Here is an 18,637-nt window from a genome sequence, read left to right on the forward strand (position 1 = left end):
TGCTGTCCAACCGGCTTTGCCGGCGCAGCATCCCCCCTCACTACACGATTCCCGCAGATCCATGAGCGAAGCTACCGATACCCCCCCCGTCGACGAAAACAAGTTGATTGCCGAGCGCCGTGAGAAACTCAAAGCGCTGCGTGGGCAGGGCATCGCGTACCCGAACGACTTCCGTCGCGAGGACTTCGCCGGCCGCCTGCAGGAAGAGTTCGCCGATGCCGAACAGTGGACCGCCGAGGCCCTGGAAGGTAACGGCCGCCAGGTGAAGATGGCCGGCCGCCTGATGGCCAAGCGCATCATGGGCAAGGCCAGTTTCGCGCAGATCCAGGACGAGTCCGGTCGCATCCAGCTGTTCCTGCAGGGCACGGTGCTGGGCGATGCCTATACCGCCTTCAAGGGCTGGGACGTGGGCGACATCATCGCCGTCGAAGGCGGCCTGACCCGTACCAAGACCGGCGAGCTGTCGGTCAAGGCCGAATCGATCCGCCTGCTGACCAAGTCGCTGCGCCCGCTGCCGGACAAGTGGCATGGCCTGGCCGACGTCGAGCAGCGCTATCGCCAGCGTTACGTTGACCTGATCGTGACCCCGGAATCGCGCGCGGTATTCATCAAGCGCTCGAAGATCATCCGCGCCATGCGCGCGTGGCTGGACAACCGCGACTTCCTGGAAGTCGAGACGCCGATGATGCATTACATCCCCGGCGGCGCGGCGGCCAAGCCGTTCACCACCCACCACAACGCGCTGGACCTGGACCTGTACCTGCGCGTGGCGCCGGAGCTGTACCTCAAGCGCCTGACCGTGGGTGGCCTGGAGCGCGTGTACGAGATCAACCGCAACTTCCGCAACGAAGGCGTCAGCACCCGCCACAACCCGGAATTCACCATGATGGAGCTGTACGAGGCCTATGCCACGTACAACGAGATCATGGACCTGACCGAAGGCGTCATCCGTGACGTGGCCAAGGCGGTCAACGGCGGCACCGAGGTGGAGTGGGACGGTGCGAAGATCGACCTGGGCCCGGCGTTCCGCCGCTGGCGCATGGACGAGGCGGTGCGTCACCACAACCCGGAAATCTCCGCGGCCGACTGCACCGATCGCGACGCCCTGCTGCGCCATTGCGAGCGCTTGAAGATCCGCGTCAAGCCGTCCTACGGCTGGGGCAAGCTGCTGCTGGAGATCTTCGAGGCCACTGTCGAGCACACGCTGATCCAGCCGACCTTCATCACCGACCACCCGGTGGAAGTCTCGCCGCTGGCCCGCGCCAACGACAACGATCCGGGCTACACCGACCGCTTCGAGCTGTTCGTCAACGGCAAGGAGCTGGCCAACGGCTTCTCCGAGTTGAACGACCCGGAAGACCAGGCCCAGCGCTTCCAGGCCCAGGTGGCGGCGAAGGAGGGTGGCGACGACGAGGCCATGCACTACGACGCCGACTACATCCGTGCGTTGGAGTACGGCATGGCCCCGACCGGCGGCCTCGGCATCGGCGTTGATCGCCTGGTGATGCTGCTGACCGGCAGCAGCTCGATCCGGGACGTGCTGCTGTTCCCGTACATGCGTCCGGAGCAGTAAGTCGTCTTTTTGACTCCTGTTTGTGCGCGCCGTCGCGAAATGAGACGGCGCGATTGACGCCTCCCGCACTCGGCGTATCGTTAATGCACTACCTTGACGTCTGTTATGGCTTGATCGGCGCCAGGGGGAGTACGCATTGTGGAGAGTCCGCTTCACAATGTGATGACGATCATGAACCGGGACGCATGACACGGGAGTCAGGCCGATGCAGGGTGCGAGCGTTCGCAGCGGCAGGGTATCCTCGCCTGCTGATGATCCAGCATGGTCGAGAAACCAGGCAGAGTACGCGTTGAACATCGTCATTGTTGACGACCAGACGTCCGCCCGGACGATGCTGCGTCACGTCATCGAAGACATCGCGCCCGAACTGAGCGTGTATGACTTCGGTGATCCGCTGACCGCATTGGCCTGGTGCGAGGCGCATCCGGTCGACCTGCTGCTGCTCGATTACCGCATGCCGGAGATGGACGGGCTGGAGTTCGCCCGCCGTTTCCGCCGCCTGCCCAAGCATCGCGACATTCCGGTGATCCTGATCACCGTGGTCGGCGACGAGCCGATTCGTCAGGCGGCGCTGGAAGCGGGGGTCATCGATTTCCTGGTCAAGCCGATCCGCCCGCGCGAACTGCGCGCGCGCTGCTATAACCTGCTGCAGCTGCGCCAGCAGACCGAGAACGTGAAGCAACGCGCGTTGTCGCTGGAACAGCGCTTGCTGGCGAGCATGCACGAGGTCGAGGAACGCGAACGCGAGACCCTGTCGCGATTGGCGCGGGCGATCGAGTTCCGTGATGCCGGCACCAGCGCCTACCTTGAGCGCATGGCACGCGTGGCAGGGCTGATCGCCGAGCAGCTGGGCCTGCCCGAAGACGACGTGCGCCTGATCGAGATGGCCGCGCCCCTGCATGACATGGGCAAGATCGCCATTCCCGATGCCGTGCTGCTCAAGCAGGGCAAGCTCAACGACGAGGAGCTGGCGATCATGCGCCGGCACCCGCGCATCGGCCATGAACTGCTCAGCGGCAGCCAGAACCGCTTCATCCAGGTCGGCGCATTGATCGCGCTGCGCCACCACGAACGATACGACGGCAGCGGCTACCCGGATGGGCTGGTCGGTGAGGCGATTCCGCTGGAAGCGCGCATCGTCGCCGTGGCCGATGTCTTCGACGCACTCATCTCACCCCGTCCGTACAAGGAAGCATGGACCATGGAAGCCACACTGGCTTATCTGTACGCCCAGCGTGGCCGACTGTTCGACCCGCGCTGCGTGGATGCGCTGATGCGCGGTCACCAGCAGTTGATGGATATCTGCGCCCAGCACTCGACGGCATCGACGCGACCGGGTGGGTGACATGCAGGACCTGTTCGCACGCGTGAGGCGTCGGCTGGCGCAGCGTCCGGATTCGGAACATGGCCAGGCGATCGTGCGGGTGGTGCTGATCTCGCTGATCCTGGTCTATGTACTGTTGTCCGGTGCCCGCCTGCACCGGCTGGACCAGTACCAGGGCGTGCTGGCAACGGTGCTGACCGGGCTGGGCCTGTCGCTACTGCTGTGCGGTTGGCTGCTGTGGAAGCCTGAGCGCTCGGACCCGCGGCGGGTGGCCGGGATGCTGGCCGATTACGGCCTGATCGCGGTCGGCATGATCCAGATGGGCGAGCCGCTGGCGTGGGTGTACGCGGTGGTGATGTGGGTCACGGTGGGCAACGGCCTGCGCTTCGGGCCGCGCTACCTGGCCGCTGCCATCGTGCTGGCGATGGTCAGTTTCGGCACCACCGTGCTGTTGACCCCTTACTGGCAGGCCAATCTGGGCCTGGCCATTTCCCTGTGGTTGGGGTTGCTGGCAGTACCGTTGTGCTGCTCCTCCCTGCTGCGCCGAAGGATGCGACATCCGACCATGGATACGACGCCCGCCGCTGGCTCCGACAAGCGCTCGCTGCTGGCCCGCTTCAAGCAGCGCCTGTCCGGGCGCGAGGACAGCGAGCACGCGCAGAACCTGATCCGCATCATCATCACGGCGCTGTTCATCAGCTATCTCGGCTGGCGTTCGCTGAGCGGTGGCGGTGAAGCGCTGACGACGACGTGGCTGATCCTCGCCTTCGAGCTGACCATTTCCGCCGGCCTGCTGACCGCGATCCTGGTCAATCCGGGTGTGTCGCATGTGCGCAGGGTGATCGGCATGCTGACCGACTACACCTGCATGGCCTGGATCATGACGATCCAGGGCGAGCCGGCGGCACCGCTGTATGCGGTGATGCTGTGGGTCACGATCGGCAACGGCATGCGCTACGGCAGCACCTACCTGCGCGTGGCCACTGCCATGGGCTGCCTGGCCTTCCTGTGCACGGTGATGCTGTCGCCATACTGGCGCGGCCACGACTATCTGGGCTGGGGCCTGCTGCTGGGCCTGGGCGCGATTCCGCTGTACTTCGATTCGCTGCTGCATGCCTTGACCCGGGCGGTGGCCGAGGCGCGCCAGGCCAATGAAGCCAAGAGCCGCTTCCTGGCCAACATGAGCCATGAATTCCGCACGCCGTTGAACGGGCTGGCCGGCATGACCGAGGTGCTGGCCACCACCCGCCTGGACGATGAACAGCGCGAGTGCCTGAACACCATCCAGGCCTCGACGCGCAGCCTGCTGGCGCTGGTGGAAGAAGTGCTGGACATCTCCGCGATCGAAGCCGGCAAGGTGCGCGTGGAGTGGCACGAGTTCGCGCTGGCCGATGTGCTGCAGGCGATCAACCTGATCCTCACCCCGCAGACCCGCTCCAAATCGCTGGACTATCGCGTGCAGGTGGACGACAACGTGCCGCCGCGCCTGCTGGGTGATGCCGGGCATCTGCAGCAGATCCTGCTGAACCTGATGGGCAACGCGGTCAAGTTCACCGACAGCGGCTACGTGCATCTGCGCGTGTCCAGCCCCGATGCGCTGGGCAGCGAGCGGATGCGCCTGCGATTCGAGATCGTCGATACCGGCATCGGCGTGCCGATGGCGTTGCGCGGGCGCCTGTTCAATGCCTTCGAGCAGGGCGATGTCGGCCTGGCCCGTCGCCATGAAGGCACCGGTCTGGGCACGGCCATTGCCAAGGGCCTGGTCGAGTCGATGGGCGGGCAGGTCGGCTATGCGCCGAACAGCCCGCGCGGCAGCGTGTTCTGGGTCGAGATCACGCTGGACGTCGCAGACACCTCATCAGCCCCGGCGGTTCCGTCCGAGGTGGCTGAAGCTGGGAATGTCATCGCGTTTTCCAATCCCTTCCTGCGCCATCGTGCACGGGTGCGCAGCCTGCGGGTTCTGGTGGCCGACGACCACGAAGCCAACCGCATGGTGCTGCAGCGGTTGCTGGAGAAGGCCGGCCACAAGGTCACCTGCGTCAATGGCGGCGCCGAAGTGCTGGATGCGTTGGAGCAGGCCAGTTACGACGCAGCGATCGTCGACCTGCACATGCCCGGCATGAGCGGACTGGACCTGCTCAAGCAATTGCGGGTGATGCAGGCCAGTGGCATGCCTTACGTTCCAGTCATGGTGCTGAGCGCGGACGTCACCCCCGAGTCCATCCTGCGTTGCGAGCAGGCCGGTGCCCGCGCCTTCCTTGCCAAGCCCGTGGTGGCCACCCGCCTGCTTGAAGTGCTGGCCGATGTCGCCGCCAACACCCGCGCCGAATCCGGCATCCAGTCGGTGCCGGCATTGCCGGTCGGCGATGGCGTGCTCGATACCGCAGTACTGGACGAGCTGGCGTCGCTGGGCATGGGCGATGGCTTCGAACGCAAGTTCATCGACCAATGCCTGGCGGACGTCGACGCGAGCATGGGCCAGCTGCAGGGCTGCGGCGAGCGCCAGGCCTGGGAGGATTTCCGCGAGCACGCACACGCGCTGCGCGGTGTGGCGAGCAACCTGGGGCTTGTCCAGGTTGCCGCCTCCAGTGGCGAAATCATGCGCATGGCGGACTGGCAGCTGAAGGGTGAATGGAGCGCCCGCCTCGGCAGCCTGGCGACCGCCCTGCGCAACGGCAGGAATGCGTTGGCTGCCCGTGGCGCGGGGGCACCGCACCGCGACGACAGCGAGCGCAGCCCGTCCTGACCCGCCAGACGCTCAGGCCGGGTCGCCATTGCGCCGGGCCTGCGCCCGTACCAGCCGATCCATGGTGCGCAGGGACTTCTCGCCGAGCTGCATGGCGGTGTCCACCCAGATCTCGGTGATCCGCATCATTTCATGCAGCGGCACCATGGTGGCGATCTCGTTGACCTCACGCATCGCTGCCCATGCGTGCGGAATGCGTCGGCTTTCCTTGATCACCTGTTCGACCGCAGCAACGCCTTCGCCCGCCGGCACCACGATGTCGACCAGGCCCATCTCCTTCAGCTGGCTGGCGGTGTAGAGGTTGCCTTCCAGCATGATCTTCTCGGCCAGGCGCGGGCTGATCCGCTGGCACAGGAAGGAGTAGGCGCCCATGCCCGGGAACAGGTCGAACAGCACCTCCGGCAGGCCCATCAGCACGCCTTCCTCGGCGACGATGGTGTGGCAGCTGAGTGCGGCCTCGAAGCCGCCACCCAGTGCATTGCCCTGGACCAGGGCGATGCTGTGGGCACGGGTGCCCAGGCCGGCATGGAAGGCATGCACGCCGCGCACGCAGCGCTGGGCATAGTCGAGCAGGCGGGCGCGGTCGCCTTCGCGGATCAGGCGGCAGAACAGTTCGAGGTCGCCCCCCAGGTTGAACACGTCGCTGTCCGAGGCAAGAACGACATGGGGTGACAGGGCGTGCGAGGCGCTGAGGCGGTCGCCCAAGTCGCGCTGGTAGTCGACGATGTCATCGACCAGGCGCGAGGCGAAGCACGGCCGGCCTGGCTGGTTGACCAGGTTGGCGTGCATGTGGATCCAGTAGACATCCCGCTCGGGCTCCTCGGTGATACGCAGGGTAGGGTGCTGCGAGGGGCGGGTGATGATGGGGCGTACTGCGGACATGGGAGTTCTCCGTGTGACCGTCCGGCCAACCGCAGAGCGGACGGAGAGGAGTGAGGGGGCGGGCTGAACGTGCGGCGGCGACTGATTCTATGCACCCGTCGTGAACCGCCCGCAAGCGCTGTACCGGCCATGTTCCGGTAACAGAAAGACCCCGCCGTCTCCGGCGGGGTCCCTGTATTGTCCCGTTGCCCGGAAACCCTTACTGGGCGGGCGTATCACGCAGCTCGCGACGGAGAATCTTGCCGACATTGGTCTTCGGCAGCTCTTTTCGGAATTCTACGATTCTGGGGTGCTTGTAACCGGTCAGGTTTGCCCGTGCATGTTCCTTGACCATTTCCGCGGTCAGGTTCGGGTCCTTCTTCACGATCACGACCTTGACCACTTCGCCGGACTTCTCGTCCGGGACACCGACGGCGGCGACTTCCAGCACGCCCGGCATCATCGCGATGACGTCTTCAACCTCATTCGGGTACACGTTGAAGCCGGACACCAGGATCATGTCCTTCTTGCGGTCCACGATGTAGAAGAAGCCCTTTTCGTCCATCTTCGCCATGTCGCCGGTGTGCAGCCAGCCGTCGGCGTCGATGGCGGTGGCGGTTTCTTCCGGCCGCTGCCAGTAGCCCTTCATCACCTGCGGGCCCTTGATGCACAGCTCGCCCACTTCGCCCAGCGCCAGGATATTGCCGTTGTCGTCCTTGATGCAGGCATCGGTGGACGGGATCGGCAGGCCAATGGCGCCGTTGTACTCGGGCAGGGTGAGCGGGTTGATGCAGGCTGCCGGCGAGGTCTCGGTCAGGCCGTAGGCTTCGACCAGGGTCACGCCGGTGACCTTCTTCCAGCGTTCGGCCACGGCACGTTGCACCGCCATGCCGCCGCCCAGAGTGAACTTGACCGAAGAGAAGTCGATCTCGTCGAAGCCCGGGGTGTTGAGCAGGCCGTTGAACAGCGTGTTGACGCCGGTGATGGCAGTGAAGCGGGTGCCCTTGAGCTCCTTGACGAAGCCCTTCATGTCGCGCGGGTTGGTGATCAGGTGATTGCAGCCACCGAACTTCATGAAGACCAGGCCGTTCGCGGTCAGCGCGAAGATGTGGTACAGCGGCAGGGCGGTGATGATCACTTCCTTGCCCGGCTCGATGCCCGAGGTGGACAGCCACGCCGACGCTTGCTGCATGTTGGCGATCACGTTGCGGTTGGTCAGCATCGCACCCTTGGCCACGCCGGTGGTACCACCGGTGTACTGCAGGAAGGCGATGTCGTCGTGGTCGATCTCGACCGGCGGAAGCGCGTGGCGGCTGCCCAGCTTGAGCGCCTGCTTGAAGCGGACGGCGCCCTTGATGTGGTAGTTGGGTACCATCTTCTTGACGTACTTCAGCACGAAGTTGACGATCGCGCCCTTGGCGCCGAGCAGGTCGCCCAGGCCGGTGGTGACCACGTGCCTGACCGGCGTGTCGGCGATGACCTGCTCGACGGTGTCGCCGAAGTTGTCGACCACCACCAGCGCACTGACGCCCGCGTCGACCAGCTGGTGCTTGAGTTCGCGCGCGGTGTACAGCGGGTTGACGTTGACCACGGTCAGTCCGGCGCGCAGCACGCCGAAGGTGGCCACCGGGTACTGCAGGCAGTTGGGCATCATCAGGGCGACGCGGTCACCCTTCTTGAGCTTGAGCTCACCCAGCAGGTAGGCGGCGAACTGGGTGACCAGCGCATCCGTCTCACCATAGGTGAGGACCTTGCCGAAGCTGGAGTAGGCGGGACGGTCGCGGAATTTCGCGACGGAAGCGTCGAAGACCGAGGCGACCGAATGGAATTCGTTGACGTCGATTTCGGCGGGAACGCCTTTCGGATAGCTCTGCAGCCAGGGACGATCCAGACTCATATTCCCCCTCCAGGAATCGTGATGTATTAGGTTCGGCCCTGAGCGTAGCGACAATGGCCGTTCATTGCAGCATACCCCGCCGTAGGGAAAACGCGAAGAGGCCCCGAAGGGCCTCTTTGCTGGGTAGTGCCGGCCGCTGGCCGGCATCTGCGCTCGATCGGGCCGCTTGCGTCAGCCCTGCTTGCGCACCGGTGCGCCGTTGGCCTTGTAGTACGGCGCGGTGCTGCGGGCCAGCGGGGTGCGGCCGCGGATCACGTCGGCCAGCTTCTCGGCCATCATGATGGTCGGCGCGTTGAGGTTGCCGGTCACCACCTGCGGCATGATCGAGGCATCGACGATGCGCAGGCCTTCCAGGCCGTGCACGCGGCCCTGGCCATCGACCACCGCCATCGGGTCATCGGCATGGCCCATCTTGTTCGAGCACGACGGGTGGTAGGCGGTCTCGGCATGCTCGCGCACGAATGCGTCGATCTGCGCGTCGGTCTGCAGCGCGCTGCCCGGCGAGATCTCGCGGCCGCTGTACGGTGCCAGCGCCGGCTGCGCGAAGATCTCGCGGGTGATGCGGATCGCCGCGCGGAACTCACGCCAGTCCTGCTCGTGCGACATGTAGTTGAACAGGATGCTCGGATGTTCGCGCGGATCCTTCGAACGCACATGGATGCGGCCGCGGCTGGGCGAGCGCATCGAACCGACGTGCATCTGGAAGCTGTGCGCCTTGATCGGGTTGGAGCCGTTGTAATTGATCGCCACCGGCAGGAAGTGGTACTGCAGGTTCGGCCAGTCGAATTCGGCATCGCTGCGGATGAAGCCACCGGCCTCGAACTGGTTGCTGGCGCCGATGCCGGTGCCCAGGAACAGCCACTCGGCACCGATCGCCGGCTGGTTGTACAGCTTCAGTGCCGGCGCCAGCGACACCGGCTTCTTGCATTCGTACTGCAGGTACATCTCCAGGTGATCCTGCAGGTTGGCGCCGACGCCTGGCAGGTGGTGCACCAGGTCGATGTCCAGGCTGCGCAGCAGGTCGGCCGGGCCGACGCCCGAGCGCTGCAGGATCTGCGGCGAGGCGATGGCGCCGCCGCACAGCAGTACTTCGCGGCGGGCGGTGGCACGCTGCGGCTGGTCGTTGTGCAGCCACTGCACGCCCACCGCACGCTTGCCCGAGAACAGGATGCGGTCGGTCAGCGCGTGGGTGACGATGGTCAGGTTCGGACGCGGCTTGGCCAGGTCCAGGTAGCCGCGGGCAGTGCTGGAGCGACGGCCCTTCGGGGTCACCGTGCGGTCCATCGGGCCGAAGCCTTCCTGCTGGTAGCCGTTGAGGTCGTCGGTGCGCGGATAGCCAGCCTGCACGCCGGCTTCGACCATCGCCGCGAACAGCTCGTTGTTGCCGGCCTTCGGCGTGGTCACGCGCAGCGGGCCGTCGCCACCGTGGTAGTCATTGGGGCCGATGTCGCGGGTTTCGGCCTTGCGGAAGTAGGGCAGGCAGTCCAGGTAGGTCCAGTCTTCCAGGCCCGGCATGCTGGCCCAGTTGTCGTAGTCCATCGCGTTGCCGCGGATGTAGCACATGCCGTTGATCAGCGACGAGCCGCCCAGGCCCTTGCCGCGGCCGCAGTCCATGCGGCGGTTGTTCATGAAGGGCTCGGGATCGGTCTTGTACGCCCAGTTGTAGCGCTTGCCCTGCAGCGGGAAGGCCAGTGCCGCCGGCATCTGGGTACGGAAGTCGAGCCGGTAGTCCGGGCCACCGGCTTCCAGCAGCAGCACGCTGACATCGGCATCTTCGGTGAGGCGGGTGGCCAGCACGTTGCCGGCCGAACCGGCGCCGATGATGATGTAGTCGTACTCGTTATGGGTGCTCATGGGTGTCTCCTGCAGGCCGGGGCGCGCTGCATGCACGCGTCCCGGCGGAATGTCGGATCGGCACGATGGCCGGACGATGGGGCGCGCGCAGCGCGCGCCGGTCAGAACACGCTGGCGTAGTCGCCCAGCTCGACCTGCACCGACTTGATGCGGGTGTAGTGGCCGAGGGTGGAGATGCCGTTCTCGCGGCCGACGCCGGATTCCTTGTAGCCGCCGACCGGCATTTCGGCCGGCGATTCGCCCCAGGTGTTGATCCAGCAGATGCCGGCTTCCAGGCGGTGGATGATGCGGTGGGCGCGGCTGACGTCCTTGCTGACCACGCCGGCGGCCAGGCCGAAGGTGGTGTCGTTGGCGCGGCGCACCACTTCGTCCTCGTCGTCGTAGGCGAGGATGCTCATCACCGGCCCGAAGATCTCTTCCTTGACGATGGTCATGTCATCGCGGCAGTCGGAGAACACGGTCGGCAGCACGTAGGCGCCATTGGCCAGCGCGCCTTCGGTGGCGCGGCCGCCGCCGGTCAGCAGGCGGGCGCCTTCGGTCTTGCCGCTTTCGATGTAGCGCAGCACGTTTTCCATGTGCGGGAAGCTGGTCAGCGGGCCGAAGTTGGTCTCGGCGGCCATCGGGTCGCCGATGCGGATGCGCTTGACGCGCTCGACAACAGCGGCTTCGAACGCGGCCAGCATGCTGCGCGGCACGAACACGCGGGTACCGTTGGTGCAGACCTGGCCGGAGCTGAAGAAGTTGGCCATCACCGCGATGTCGGCGGCACGGTCCAGATCGGCGTCATCGCAGATCACCAGCGGCGACTTGCCGCCCAGCTCCATGGTCACTTCCTTCAGCGACGAGGACGCGGCGCTGGCCATGACCTTCTTGCCGGTGGCGACGCCGCCGGTGAAGGAGATCTTCTCGATCACCGGGTGCTCGGTCAGCCACTGGCCGATCTCGCGGCCCGGGCCCTGCACGACGTTGAACACACCGGCCGGCACGCCGGCTTCGGTGTAGATCTCGGCCAGCCGGATCGCGGTCAACGGGGTGACTTCGGAGGGCTTGAACACCATTGCGTTGCCGGCGGCGAGGGCCGGGGCCGACTTCCACATGGCGATCTGGATCGGGTAGTTCCAAGCACCGATGCCGGCGACCACGCCCAGCGGCTCGCGGCGGGTGTAGAAGAAGCTCGATTCGCGCAGCGGCAGCTGGATGCCTTCGATGGCGGTGGCCAGGCCGGCGTAGTACTCGACCACGTCGGCGCCGGTGACGATGTCCACGGTGGTGGTTTCGGCCAGCGCCTTGCCGGTGTCCAGGGTTTCCAGGTGGGCCAGTTCGTCGTTGCGCTCGCGCAGGAGCTCGACGGCACGGCGCAGGATGCGCGAACGCTCCATGGCCGTCATCGCGGCCCACACCTTCTGGCCTTCGGCTGCGCTCTGCACGGCACGCTCGACGTCGGTCTGGCTGGCGACCTGCACTTCAGCGATCACCTCGCCGGTGGCCGGGTTGATGGTCTTGAAGGTCTTGCCGCTGGTGGCATCGACGCGCTGGCCGTGGATGTAGAGCTGTTGGACGGGCAGGGTGGTCATGGGGCGTACTCCTTGGAAGGGGGCGGGTGCTGAAGCGCTTATAGCGCGACAGCCTGCAACTGGAAGTCGATATAGCCGTAAGCGATGCGCCGGGACTTCTCGGCATTGAACTGGCCGCCGACCAGGCTGCCGCGCAGCCACAGGCCGTCAATCATCGCGGCCAGGCCGCGGGCGGCCAGGCGGGCCTGCGGGTGGGGCAGCAGGCGGTTGAACTGGTGGCACAGGTTCGAGAACAGGCGCTGGTCGTTGGCGCGCTGCAGCCGGGCCAGTTCCGGCTGGTGCATGCTCGCGGCCCAGAAGGTGAGCCAGACGCGCATGGCGGTGCCGTTGATCTGGCTGTCGTCGAAGTTGCCATCGACGATGGCGCGCAGCTGCTCGCGCGGGTCGTCGCTGGCGTCGGCCCGGTAGCGGGCGACCGCGTCCTTCAGTTCGCGCAGGATCTGCCGCATTGCAGCATTGAGCAGGCCGTCCTTGTCGCCGAAGTAGTGGGCGACGATGCCGCTGGACAGCCCGGCCTTCTTCGCGATGGTGGCGACGGTCGCATCGGCCATGCCGATCTCGTCGATGGTCTGGAAAGTGGCCCGGATCAGCTGCTCGCGCCGTACCGGTTCCACGCCTTTCTTCGGCATTGTCTCTCCACGGATTGCGACCCGAAGGATCGGGCTGCCCGCCATTATGCTTTTTATTGATTGAACGTTCAATCAATAAACCCTAGGATGCGCTCGCGCCCCACGCCATGGGCCCGGTTTACCGGTCCGGCCCCGCCCATGTGCTCCCTCGGACTTGATGAGACGACCCCATGTCTTCCCTGGCTCATCCCAAGCGTTCGCCCCTGCGCTTGAACCGTTTTGTGTTCTTCAGTTCCTCGGTGTCGATCGGCATCCTCGGGCTGCTCACCGTTCTCTATCCCGAAGGCAGCGAGCACTGGCTGCAATGGGCGCAGGCCGAAGTGTCGGCCGCGTTCGGCTGGTGGTACATGCTGCTGATCGTGCTGTGCCTCGGCTTCGTGCTGTGGCTGGCGTTCTCGCCGTATGGCCGCATCCGCCTGGGCCACAACGAGGAATCACCGGCCTTCGGCTACGTCGCATGGGTGTCGATGCTGTTCTCGGCCGGCATCGGCATCGCGCTGCTGTACTACGGTGCCTACGAACCGCTGGACCATTTCCTCAATCCGCCCGGGCAGCCCGGCGGCACCGTGGCCGCCGGCCGCGAGGCGATGGTGCTGACCTTCCTGCACTGGGGCCTGCACGGCTGGGCGCTGTACGCGCTGGTCGGCGTGGCGCTGGGCTACTTCGCCTACCGCCGCGACCTGCCGCTGGCGTTGCGCTCGGCGCTGTACCCGATCTTCGGTGAGCGCATCCATGGCCGCATCGGCGACATGGTGGATGGCTTCGGTATCCTGGCTACGCTGATCTCGATGGTGACCAACCTCGGCATCGGTGCGCTGGTGGTGCAGTCCGGCCTGGTCTATCTGTTCCACATCCCGGATACGCCGCAGGTGCTGGTGGCGATCGTGCTGGTGATGATGGTGGTGGCCACCATCGGTGTGGTGGCTGGCGTGGAAAAGGGCATTGCCTGGCTCTCCAACCTCAACGTGCGTCTGCTGTGCGGTCTGCTGCTGTTCGTGCTGGTCACCGGCCCGACCCTGCACCTGTTCGACGGCCTGATCCAGAACACCGGCGACTACCTCGGCGCGTTCGTGCGCAAGAGCTTCGACATGTACCTCAACGACCCGAAGGGCCGTGAGTGGATGGGTTCGTGGACGCTGTTCTACTGGGCCTGGTGGATCGCCTGGGCGCCGTTTGTCGGCCTTTTCGTGGCGCGCATCTCGCGTGGCCGCACCATCCGTGAAGTGATCATGGGCGTGCTGCTGATCCCGCTCGGCTTCACCCTGGCCTGGCTGTCGATCTTCGGCAACACCGCCATCGACCTGGTGCTCAACCATGGCCAGGCGATCCTGGGTGAGGTGGCCCAGCACGATGCGGCGATGACGCTGTTCAAGCTGCTGGAATACCTGCCCGCCGCGCCGTATGTAGCCGGTGCCGCGGTGGTGATCGGTTTCGTGCTGTTCCTGACCCCGGTCGATTCGGGCACGCTGATGATCGCCAATCTGTGCACCCGTCGTGTCGATGACGGCGTCGAGGACGGTCACGACGCACCGATCTGGCTGCGCGTGTTCTGGGCGGCCGGCATCACCGTGGCCAGCGTCGGCCTGCTGCTGGCCGGCAACTTCAGTGCGATGCAGACCGCAGTGGTGCTGTGCGGCCTGCCGTTCTCGTTCACCCTGGCGTTCTACATGTGGGGCCTGCTGAAGGCGCTGCGTACCGACCCGGACGCGCCGCGGCGCTGAGGTCAGGAGGTCGCGATTTCGTTGTTGTCTGAAAGACAGCTGCGCCTGCCGGCTGCAATCATCGCTCGACATTTCGCTGCTGGAGTCGAGTGATGATTCGCACGCTGGGTCTTTCTTTACTGTTGTCCCTTTCCTGCCTGCCTGCGGCGTTGGCCGCACCTCCGGTGCAGCTTGATTTCCCGGTGCTGGCGCTGGGCGAAACCGCGCCGGTACGCCTGCAACTGGCTCCGCATGCGGGCGGGCTGGCTGCCTACTCGATCCACACGAACAGCAGGTACAGCGCAGTAGTCAGTGGCTACGAGGTGACCAGTGTGCAGTGCCCGCCGGGCTTCCAGTCCAACCTGTATGGCGAAGGCCGCGGCGCGGTCTGCTATCGCACCGAGGACGTGCTGCATGCTGGAGGCGTGATGGTGGTGCAGGTCGTCAACGTCGACGCACCCGATGGACACACCGCCTGGGAAGAGGGGCTGGGCTTCCTGGATGCCCATGGTCCGCTCCAGAATGCCCCGTGGCATCTCTTTGGTGTGCGACCTTGAGCGTGTAAAGCAGACGGCCGGATCCTTGGATCCGGCCGTCTGGGTAATGCAGGTGGTCGCAGTAGAGCGAGCTCGACTCTACTTGGCTGCCAGCTGGCGCAGCACGTACTGCAGCAGGCCGCCGTGGTGGGCGAGGAGGCGCGATTGCGAACCACTGGTTCGCGCGTCTCCGCAGCGCCCCCGCGCTGGCGCGGGGGCCGGGCTTCCGCCCGTTGGTACCGGGGGAAGGCTCAGCGACCTGCCAGCTGGCGCAGCACGTACTGCAGCAGGCCGCCGTGGCGGAAGTACTCGACTTCCTTCGGGGTCAGCAGCATCACCGACACCTCGAAGGTCTTCTTCGTGCCGTTGGCCTTGGTGGCGGTGACCGTGGCGCGCTTGCTGGCGCCGTCCTGCAGGCCGGTGATGTCGATCACTTCCGAGCCGTCCAGGCCCAGCGACTGCGCGTTTTCGCCGTTGCGGAACTGCAGCGGCAGCACGCCCATGCCGACCAGGTTGGAGCGGTGAATGCGCTCGAAGCTTTCGGCGATGACCGCCTTCACCCCCAGCAGCAGGGTGCCCTTGGCCGCCCAGTCGCGCGACGAGCCGGTGCCGTATTCCTTGCCGGCCAGCACCACCAGCGGCACCTTGTCAGCCTTGTACTTCATGGCCGCATCGTAGATCGCCAGCTTCTCCGGCTGACCGCCGCCGGCGGGGTAGTACAGGGTGTTGCCGCCTTCTTCGCCACCGAACATCAGGTTCTTGATGCGGATGTTGGCGAAGGTGCCGCGGACCATCACGTCATCGTTGCCGCGGCGGCTGCCGTAGCTGTTGAAGTCGGCCGGCTGCACGCCGCGTTCCTGCAGGAAGCGGCCCGCCGGCGAGTCCTTCTTGATGTTGCCGGCCGGGGAGATGTGGTCGGTGGTGATCGAGTCGCCGAACAGGCCCATCACGCGTGCGCCGTGCACGTCGTCGATGCTGCCGGTCTGCATGGTCATGCCATCGAAGTACGGCGGGTTCTTGATGTAGGTGGAGGCATCGCTCCACTCGTACAGGTTGCCGTCCGGCGAGGCGATGGTGTTCCAGCGGGTGTCACCCTTGAACACATCGGCGTAGTTCTGCTTGAACATCTCCGGGCCGATGGTGGCGGCGATGACATCGCCGATTTCCTTGTTGCTCGGCCAGATGTCGCGCAGGAACACCGGTTGGCCATCGCTGCCGGTCCCCAGCGGCTGGGTGGTCAGGTCGATGTCGGTGGTGCCGGCGATGGCATAGGCCACCACCAGCGGCGGGCTGGCCAGGTAGTTCATCTTCACTTCGGGATGCACGCGGCCCTCGAAGTTGCGGTTGCCGGAAAGCACCGAGGTCACCACCAGATCGCCGGTGGCGATGCCGGCGCTGACTTCGGTCGGCAGCGGGCCGGAGTTGCCGATGCAGGTGGTGCAGCCATAGCCGACCACGTAGAAGCCGATCTTCTCCAGCTCCTTCAGTACGCCAGCCTTTTCCAGGTAGTCGGTGACCACGCGCGAGCCTGGGCCGAGCGAGGTCTTGACCCACGGCTGGCGGTTCAGGCCCTTGGCGGCCGCGTTGCGCGCGAGCAGGCCGGCACCGATCATCACCGCCGGGTTGGAGGTATTGGTGCAGGAGGTGATGGCAGCGATGACCACCGCACCATCCTTCAGCCGGACCTTGCGGCCTTCGATCTCGATGTCGGCGAAGCCCTTGGCCAGTTGCTCGTTGCCGACTGCGGCGCCGCCGCCTTCGTTGACGAACGAGGACACGTCGTCGCTGCGCTTGTCGCGGTTGGCGGTCATGCCGACCAGCGCTTCGCGGTAGTTCTTCTGCACGTCTTCCAGCAGCACGCGGTCCTGCGGACGCTTCGGGCCGGCCAGCGACGGCTTCACCGTGCCCATGTCCAGTTCCAGCGTGGTGCTGTACTGCGCATGCGGGCTGTTGACGTCGTGCCACAGGCCCTGCGCCTTGGCATAGGCTTCGACCAGTGCGATCTGCTCTTCGCTACGGCCGGACAGGCGCAGGTAGGTCAGCGATTCGTTGTCGATCGGGAAGATGCCGCAGGTGGCGCCGTATTCCGGGGCCATGTTGCCGATGGTGGCGCGGTCGGCCAGCGGCAGGTGCTGCAGGCCGTCGCCGTAGAACTCGACGAACTTGCCGACCACGCCCAGCTTGCGCAGCATCTGGGTGACGGTCAGCACCAGGTCGGTGGCGGTGGCGCCTTCGGGCAGCTTGCCGGTCAGCTTGAAGCCGACCACCTGCGGGATCAGCATCGACGAGGGCTGGCCGAGCATGGCTGCCTCGGCCTCGATGCCGCCCACGCCCCAGCCGAGCACGCCGATGCCGTTGATCATCGTGGTGTGGCTGTCGGTGCCGAACACGGTATCGGGGTAGGCGATGGACTTGCCGTCCTTGTCCGCGGTCATCACCACGCGGGCCAGGTTCTCCAGGTTCACCTGGTGGACGATGCCGGTGTTCGGCGGCACCACCTTGAAGTTATCGAAGGCCTTCTGGCCCCAGCGCAGGAAGCCGTAACGCTCCTGGTTGCGCTGGAATTCGATCTTGCCGTTAAGGTCCAGCGCGTCGGGCTTGCCGAACACATCGACCTGCACCGAGTGGTCGATGACCAGTTCGGAGGGGATCTGCGGGTTGATCTGCTCCGGCGAGCCGCCGAGCTTGACCACCGCGTCGCGCATCGCGGCCAGGTCGACCACGCAGGGCACGCCGGTGAAGTCCTGCAGGACCACGCGCGCCGGCATGAAGGCGATCTCGGTGTCCGGCTCGGCCGCCGGGTTCCAGCGGGCCACTGCTTCGATGTGGTCCTTGCCGACGGTGATGCCGCCATCCTCGTGCCGGAGCAGGTTCTCCAGCAGGATCTTCATCGAGTAGGGCAGGTGGGAGATGTCGAAGTGCTGGCCCAGCGTGGGCAGGCTGAAGTAGTCGTAGGTCTTGCCGCCGACGTTCAGTTGGCTGCGGGTGGAGAACGAATCGCTCATGCGGGGTAACTCCTTCTTGCGGATGGCTTGCAGTGGCCCGCGCATGGGCGGACCTGCTTGCGGTCGCCGCGGGCCTGGTGGCCCCGGAGGTTCCAGTATGAACCCGAAACTGAATGGATTCACCCGGGCCGGGTCCGGCCTGCGGCATCGGTTCCAGACTACAGGGGAAGGTGTATGGCGTATGTCACGTTTGTGGCCGATCCTTTGCGAGGCAAGGGCTGGCGGGTCGCCGGTCCTGTTCAGAGTGGAAGTATGCCCGGGGAAGTATGTATAATTTGTGCATACTCTGGAGGGCCTACCGATGGAAGCCACTGTTGCAGAACGTGGACAGATCACCCTGCCCAAGGCGGTGCGTGATGCCCTCGGCCTGACCAAGGGCACGCTGCTGAAGGTCGAGCTGGACGGCAGCCGTATCATCCTGCGCAAGAGTGTTGACGATGCCATTTCACGGGCGCGCGGCAAGTTCGCGCTGGACGGCTTCGAGTCGTCCGATGCGGCAGTACGCGCGGTGCGCGACGAGGAATAAGCCGTGATGATCGCCGTCGATTCACCGGTACTGGTCGAGCTGCTCAGCAATGGCCCGCAGGCCGATGCCGTGGAAGCCATCCTCCGGCAGAGCCTGGTCGGCGGCCGCGTGGTGGTCTGCGGCGCGACCCTGGCCGAAGTCTGCGCATCGCTGCGCGGCGGCGCCGAGGTGCTCGAAGCGCTGGAAGAAATGGGCGTGCACTTCAACCCGATGGAAGCCAAGTCGGCGTTGCGCGCCGGCGAGATGCACCGTCGCCACCGCCAGCGCAGCGGCAGCCGCCGCAGCCTGGACGAATTCATGGTCGGCGCCCACGCACTGTTGCAGTGCGATGGCCTGATCACCTGGAACGACACGTTTTACCGCGACTACTTCAAGGGCCTGAAGCTGATCGTGCCGCACGCCTGAGCCCACT

At 65.8% G+C, this 18,637-nt stretch carries 13 protein-coding genes; 7 read left to right on the plus strand and 6 right to left on the minus strand.

All coding sequences use genetic code 11. The annotated features are described in order from the left end of the window. Positions 1–61 precede the first annotated feature (61 nt). The 3 genes from lysS to M1L61_RS10320 all read left to right on the plus strand — a co-directional run bounded on the left by lysS (position 62) and on the right by M1L61_RS10320 (position 5,643). A complete protein-coding gene (gene lysS, locus M1L61_RS10310) occupies positions 62–1,573 on the plus strand; it encodes a lysine--tRNA ligase (RefSeq protein WP_010482504.1) in 1,512 nt (503 codons plus the stop codon). 205 nt (positions 1,574–1,778) lie between these two features. Further along, a complete protein-coding gene (locus M1L61_RS10315) occupies positions 1,779–2,918 on the plus strand; it encodes a two-component system response regulator (protein ID WP_006364528.1) in 1,140 nt (379 codons plus the stop codon). 1 nt (position 2,919) lies between these two features. Continuing rightward, positions 2,920–5,643, plus strand: coding sequence for a response regulator (locus M1L61_RS10320; RefSeq protein WP_099560710.1), 2,724 nt, complete (start codon positions 2,920–2,922; stop codon positions 5,641–5,643). Positions 5,644–5,655: 12 nt separating this feature from the next. On the opposite strand, the gene M1L61_RS10325 is transcribed toward M1L61_RS10320, so the two are convergent. From M1L61_RS10325 to betI, 5 genes are all read right to left on the minus strand, one after another. Continuing rightward, positions 5,656–6,525 carry a crotonase/enoyl-CoA hydratase family protein gene (locus M1L61_RS10325; protein ID WP_019338547.1) on the minus strand — a complete coding sequence of 290 codons (870 nt, stop codon included), beginning with the start codon at positions 6,523–6,525 and terminating at the stop codon, positions 5,656–5,658. Between the two features lie 199 nt (positions 6,526–6,724). Then, positions 6,725–8,401, minus strand: a complete 1,677-nt coding sequence (locus M1L61_RS10330) for a long-chain fatty acid--CoA ligase (protein ID WP_248854702.1) — start codon at positions 8,399–8,401, stop codon at positions 6,725–6,727. Between the two features lie 171 nt (positions 8,402–8,572). After that, positions 8,573–10,255, minus strand: a complete 1,683-nt coding sequence (betA, locus tag M1L61_RS10335) for a choline dehydrogenase (protein ID WP_010482497.1) — start codon at positions 10,253–10,255, stop codon at positions 8,573–8,575. Between the two features lie 101 nt (positions 10,256–10,356). Further along, positions 10,357–11,829: a betaine-aldehyde dehydrogenase gene (gene betB, locus M1L61_RS10340; protein ID WP_019338548.1), complete on the minus strand. Its 1,473-nt coding sequence runs from the start codon at positions 11,827–11,829 to the stop codon at positions 10,357–10,359. Between the two features lie 38 nt (positions 11,830–11,867). Further along, complete coding sequence (gene betI, locus M1L61_RS10345; RefSeq protein ID WP_005409501.1) at positions 11,868–12,458, minus strand: transcriptional regulator BetI; 591 nt, start codon at positions 12,456–12,458, stop codon at positions 11,868–11,870. Positions 12,459–12,628: 170 nt separating this feature from the next. On the opposite strand from betI, the gene M1L61_RS10350 reads away from it, so the two are divergent. Together M1L61_RS10350 and M1L61_RS10355 are read left to right on the plus strand one after the other, a co-directional pair. After that, positions 12,629–14,179, plus strand: coding sequence for a BCCT family transporter (locus tag M1L61_RS10350; RefSeq protein WP_049453529.1), 1,551 nt, complete (start codon positions 12,629–12,631; stop codon positions 14,177–14,179). A 92-nt stretch (positions 14,180–14,271) separates the two neighbouring features. Further along, the gene (locus M1L61_RS10355; protein WP_227200522.1) at positions 14,272–14,715 is read left to right on the plus strand and encodes a hypothetical protein; all 444 of its coding nucleotides are present in this window, start codon (positions 14,272–14,274) and stop codon (positions 14,713–14,715) included. Between the two features lie 230 nt (positions 14,716–14,945). Here the strand turns inward: M1L61_RS10355 and acnA are convergent, their stop codons facing one another. After that, positions 14,946–17,699 carry an aconitate hydratase AcnA gene (gene acnA / locus M1L61_RS10360; protein ID WP_248854703.1) on the minus strand — a complete coding sequence of 918 codons (2,754 nt, stop codon included), beginning with the start codon at positions 17,697–17,699 and terminating at the stop codon, positions 14,946–14,948. 301 nt (positions 17,700–18,000) lie between these two features. On the opposite strand from acnA, the gene M1L61_RS10365 reads away from it, so the two are divergent. Further along, positions 18,001–18,225, plus strand: coding sequence for an AbrB/MazE/SpoVT family DNA-binding domain-containing protein (locus M1L61_RS10365; protein WP_005409505.1), 225 nt, complete (start codon positions 18,001–18,003; stop codon positions 18,223–18,225). 6 nt (positions 18,226–18,231) lie between these two features. Then, complete coding sequence (locus M1L61_RS10370; protein WP_010482492.1) at positions 18,232–18,630, plus strand: type II toxin-antitoxin system VapC family toxin; 399 nt, start codon at positions 18,232–18,234, stop codon at positions 18,628–18,630. Positions 18,631–18,637 lie beyond the last annotated feature (7 nt).

It is taken from the genome of Stenotrophomonas sp. NY11291, from assembly GCF_023277365.1.
GTDB lineage: Bacteria > Pseudomonadota > Gammaproteobacteria > Xanthomonadales > Xanthomonadaceae > Stenotrophomonas > Stenotrophomonas geniculata.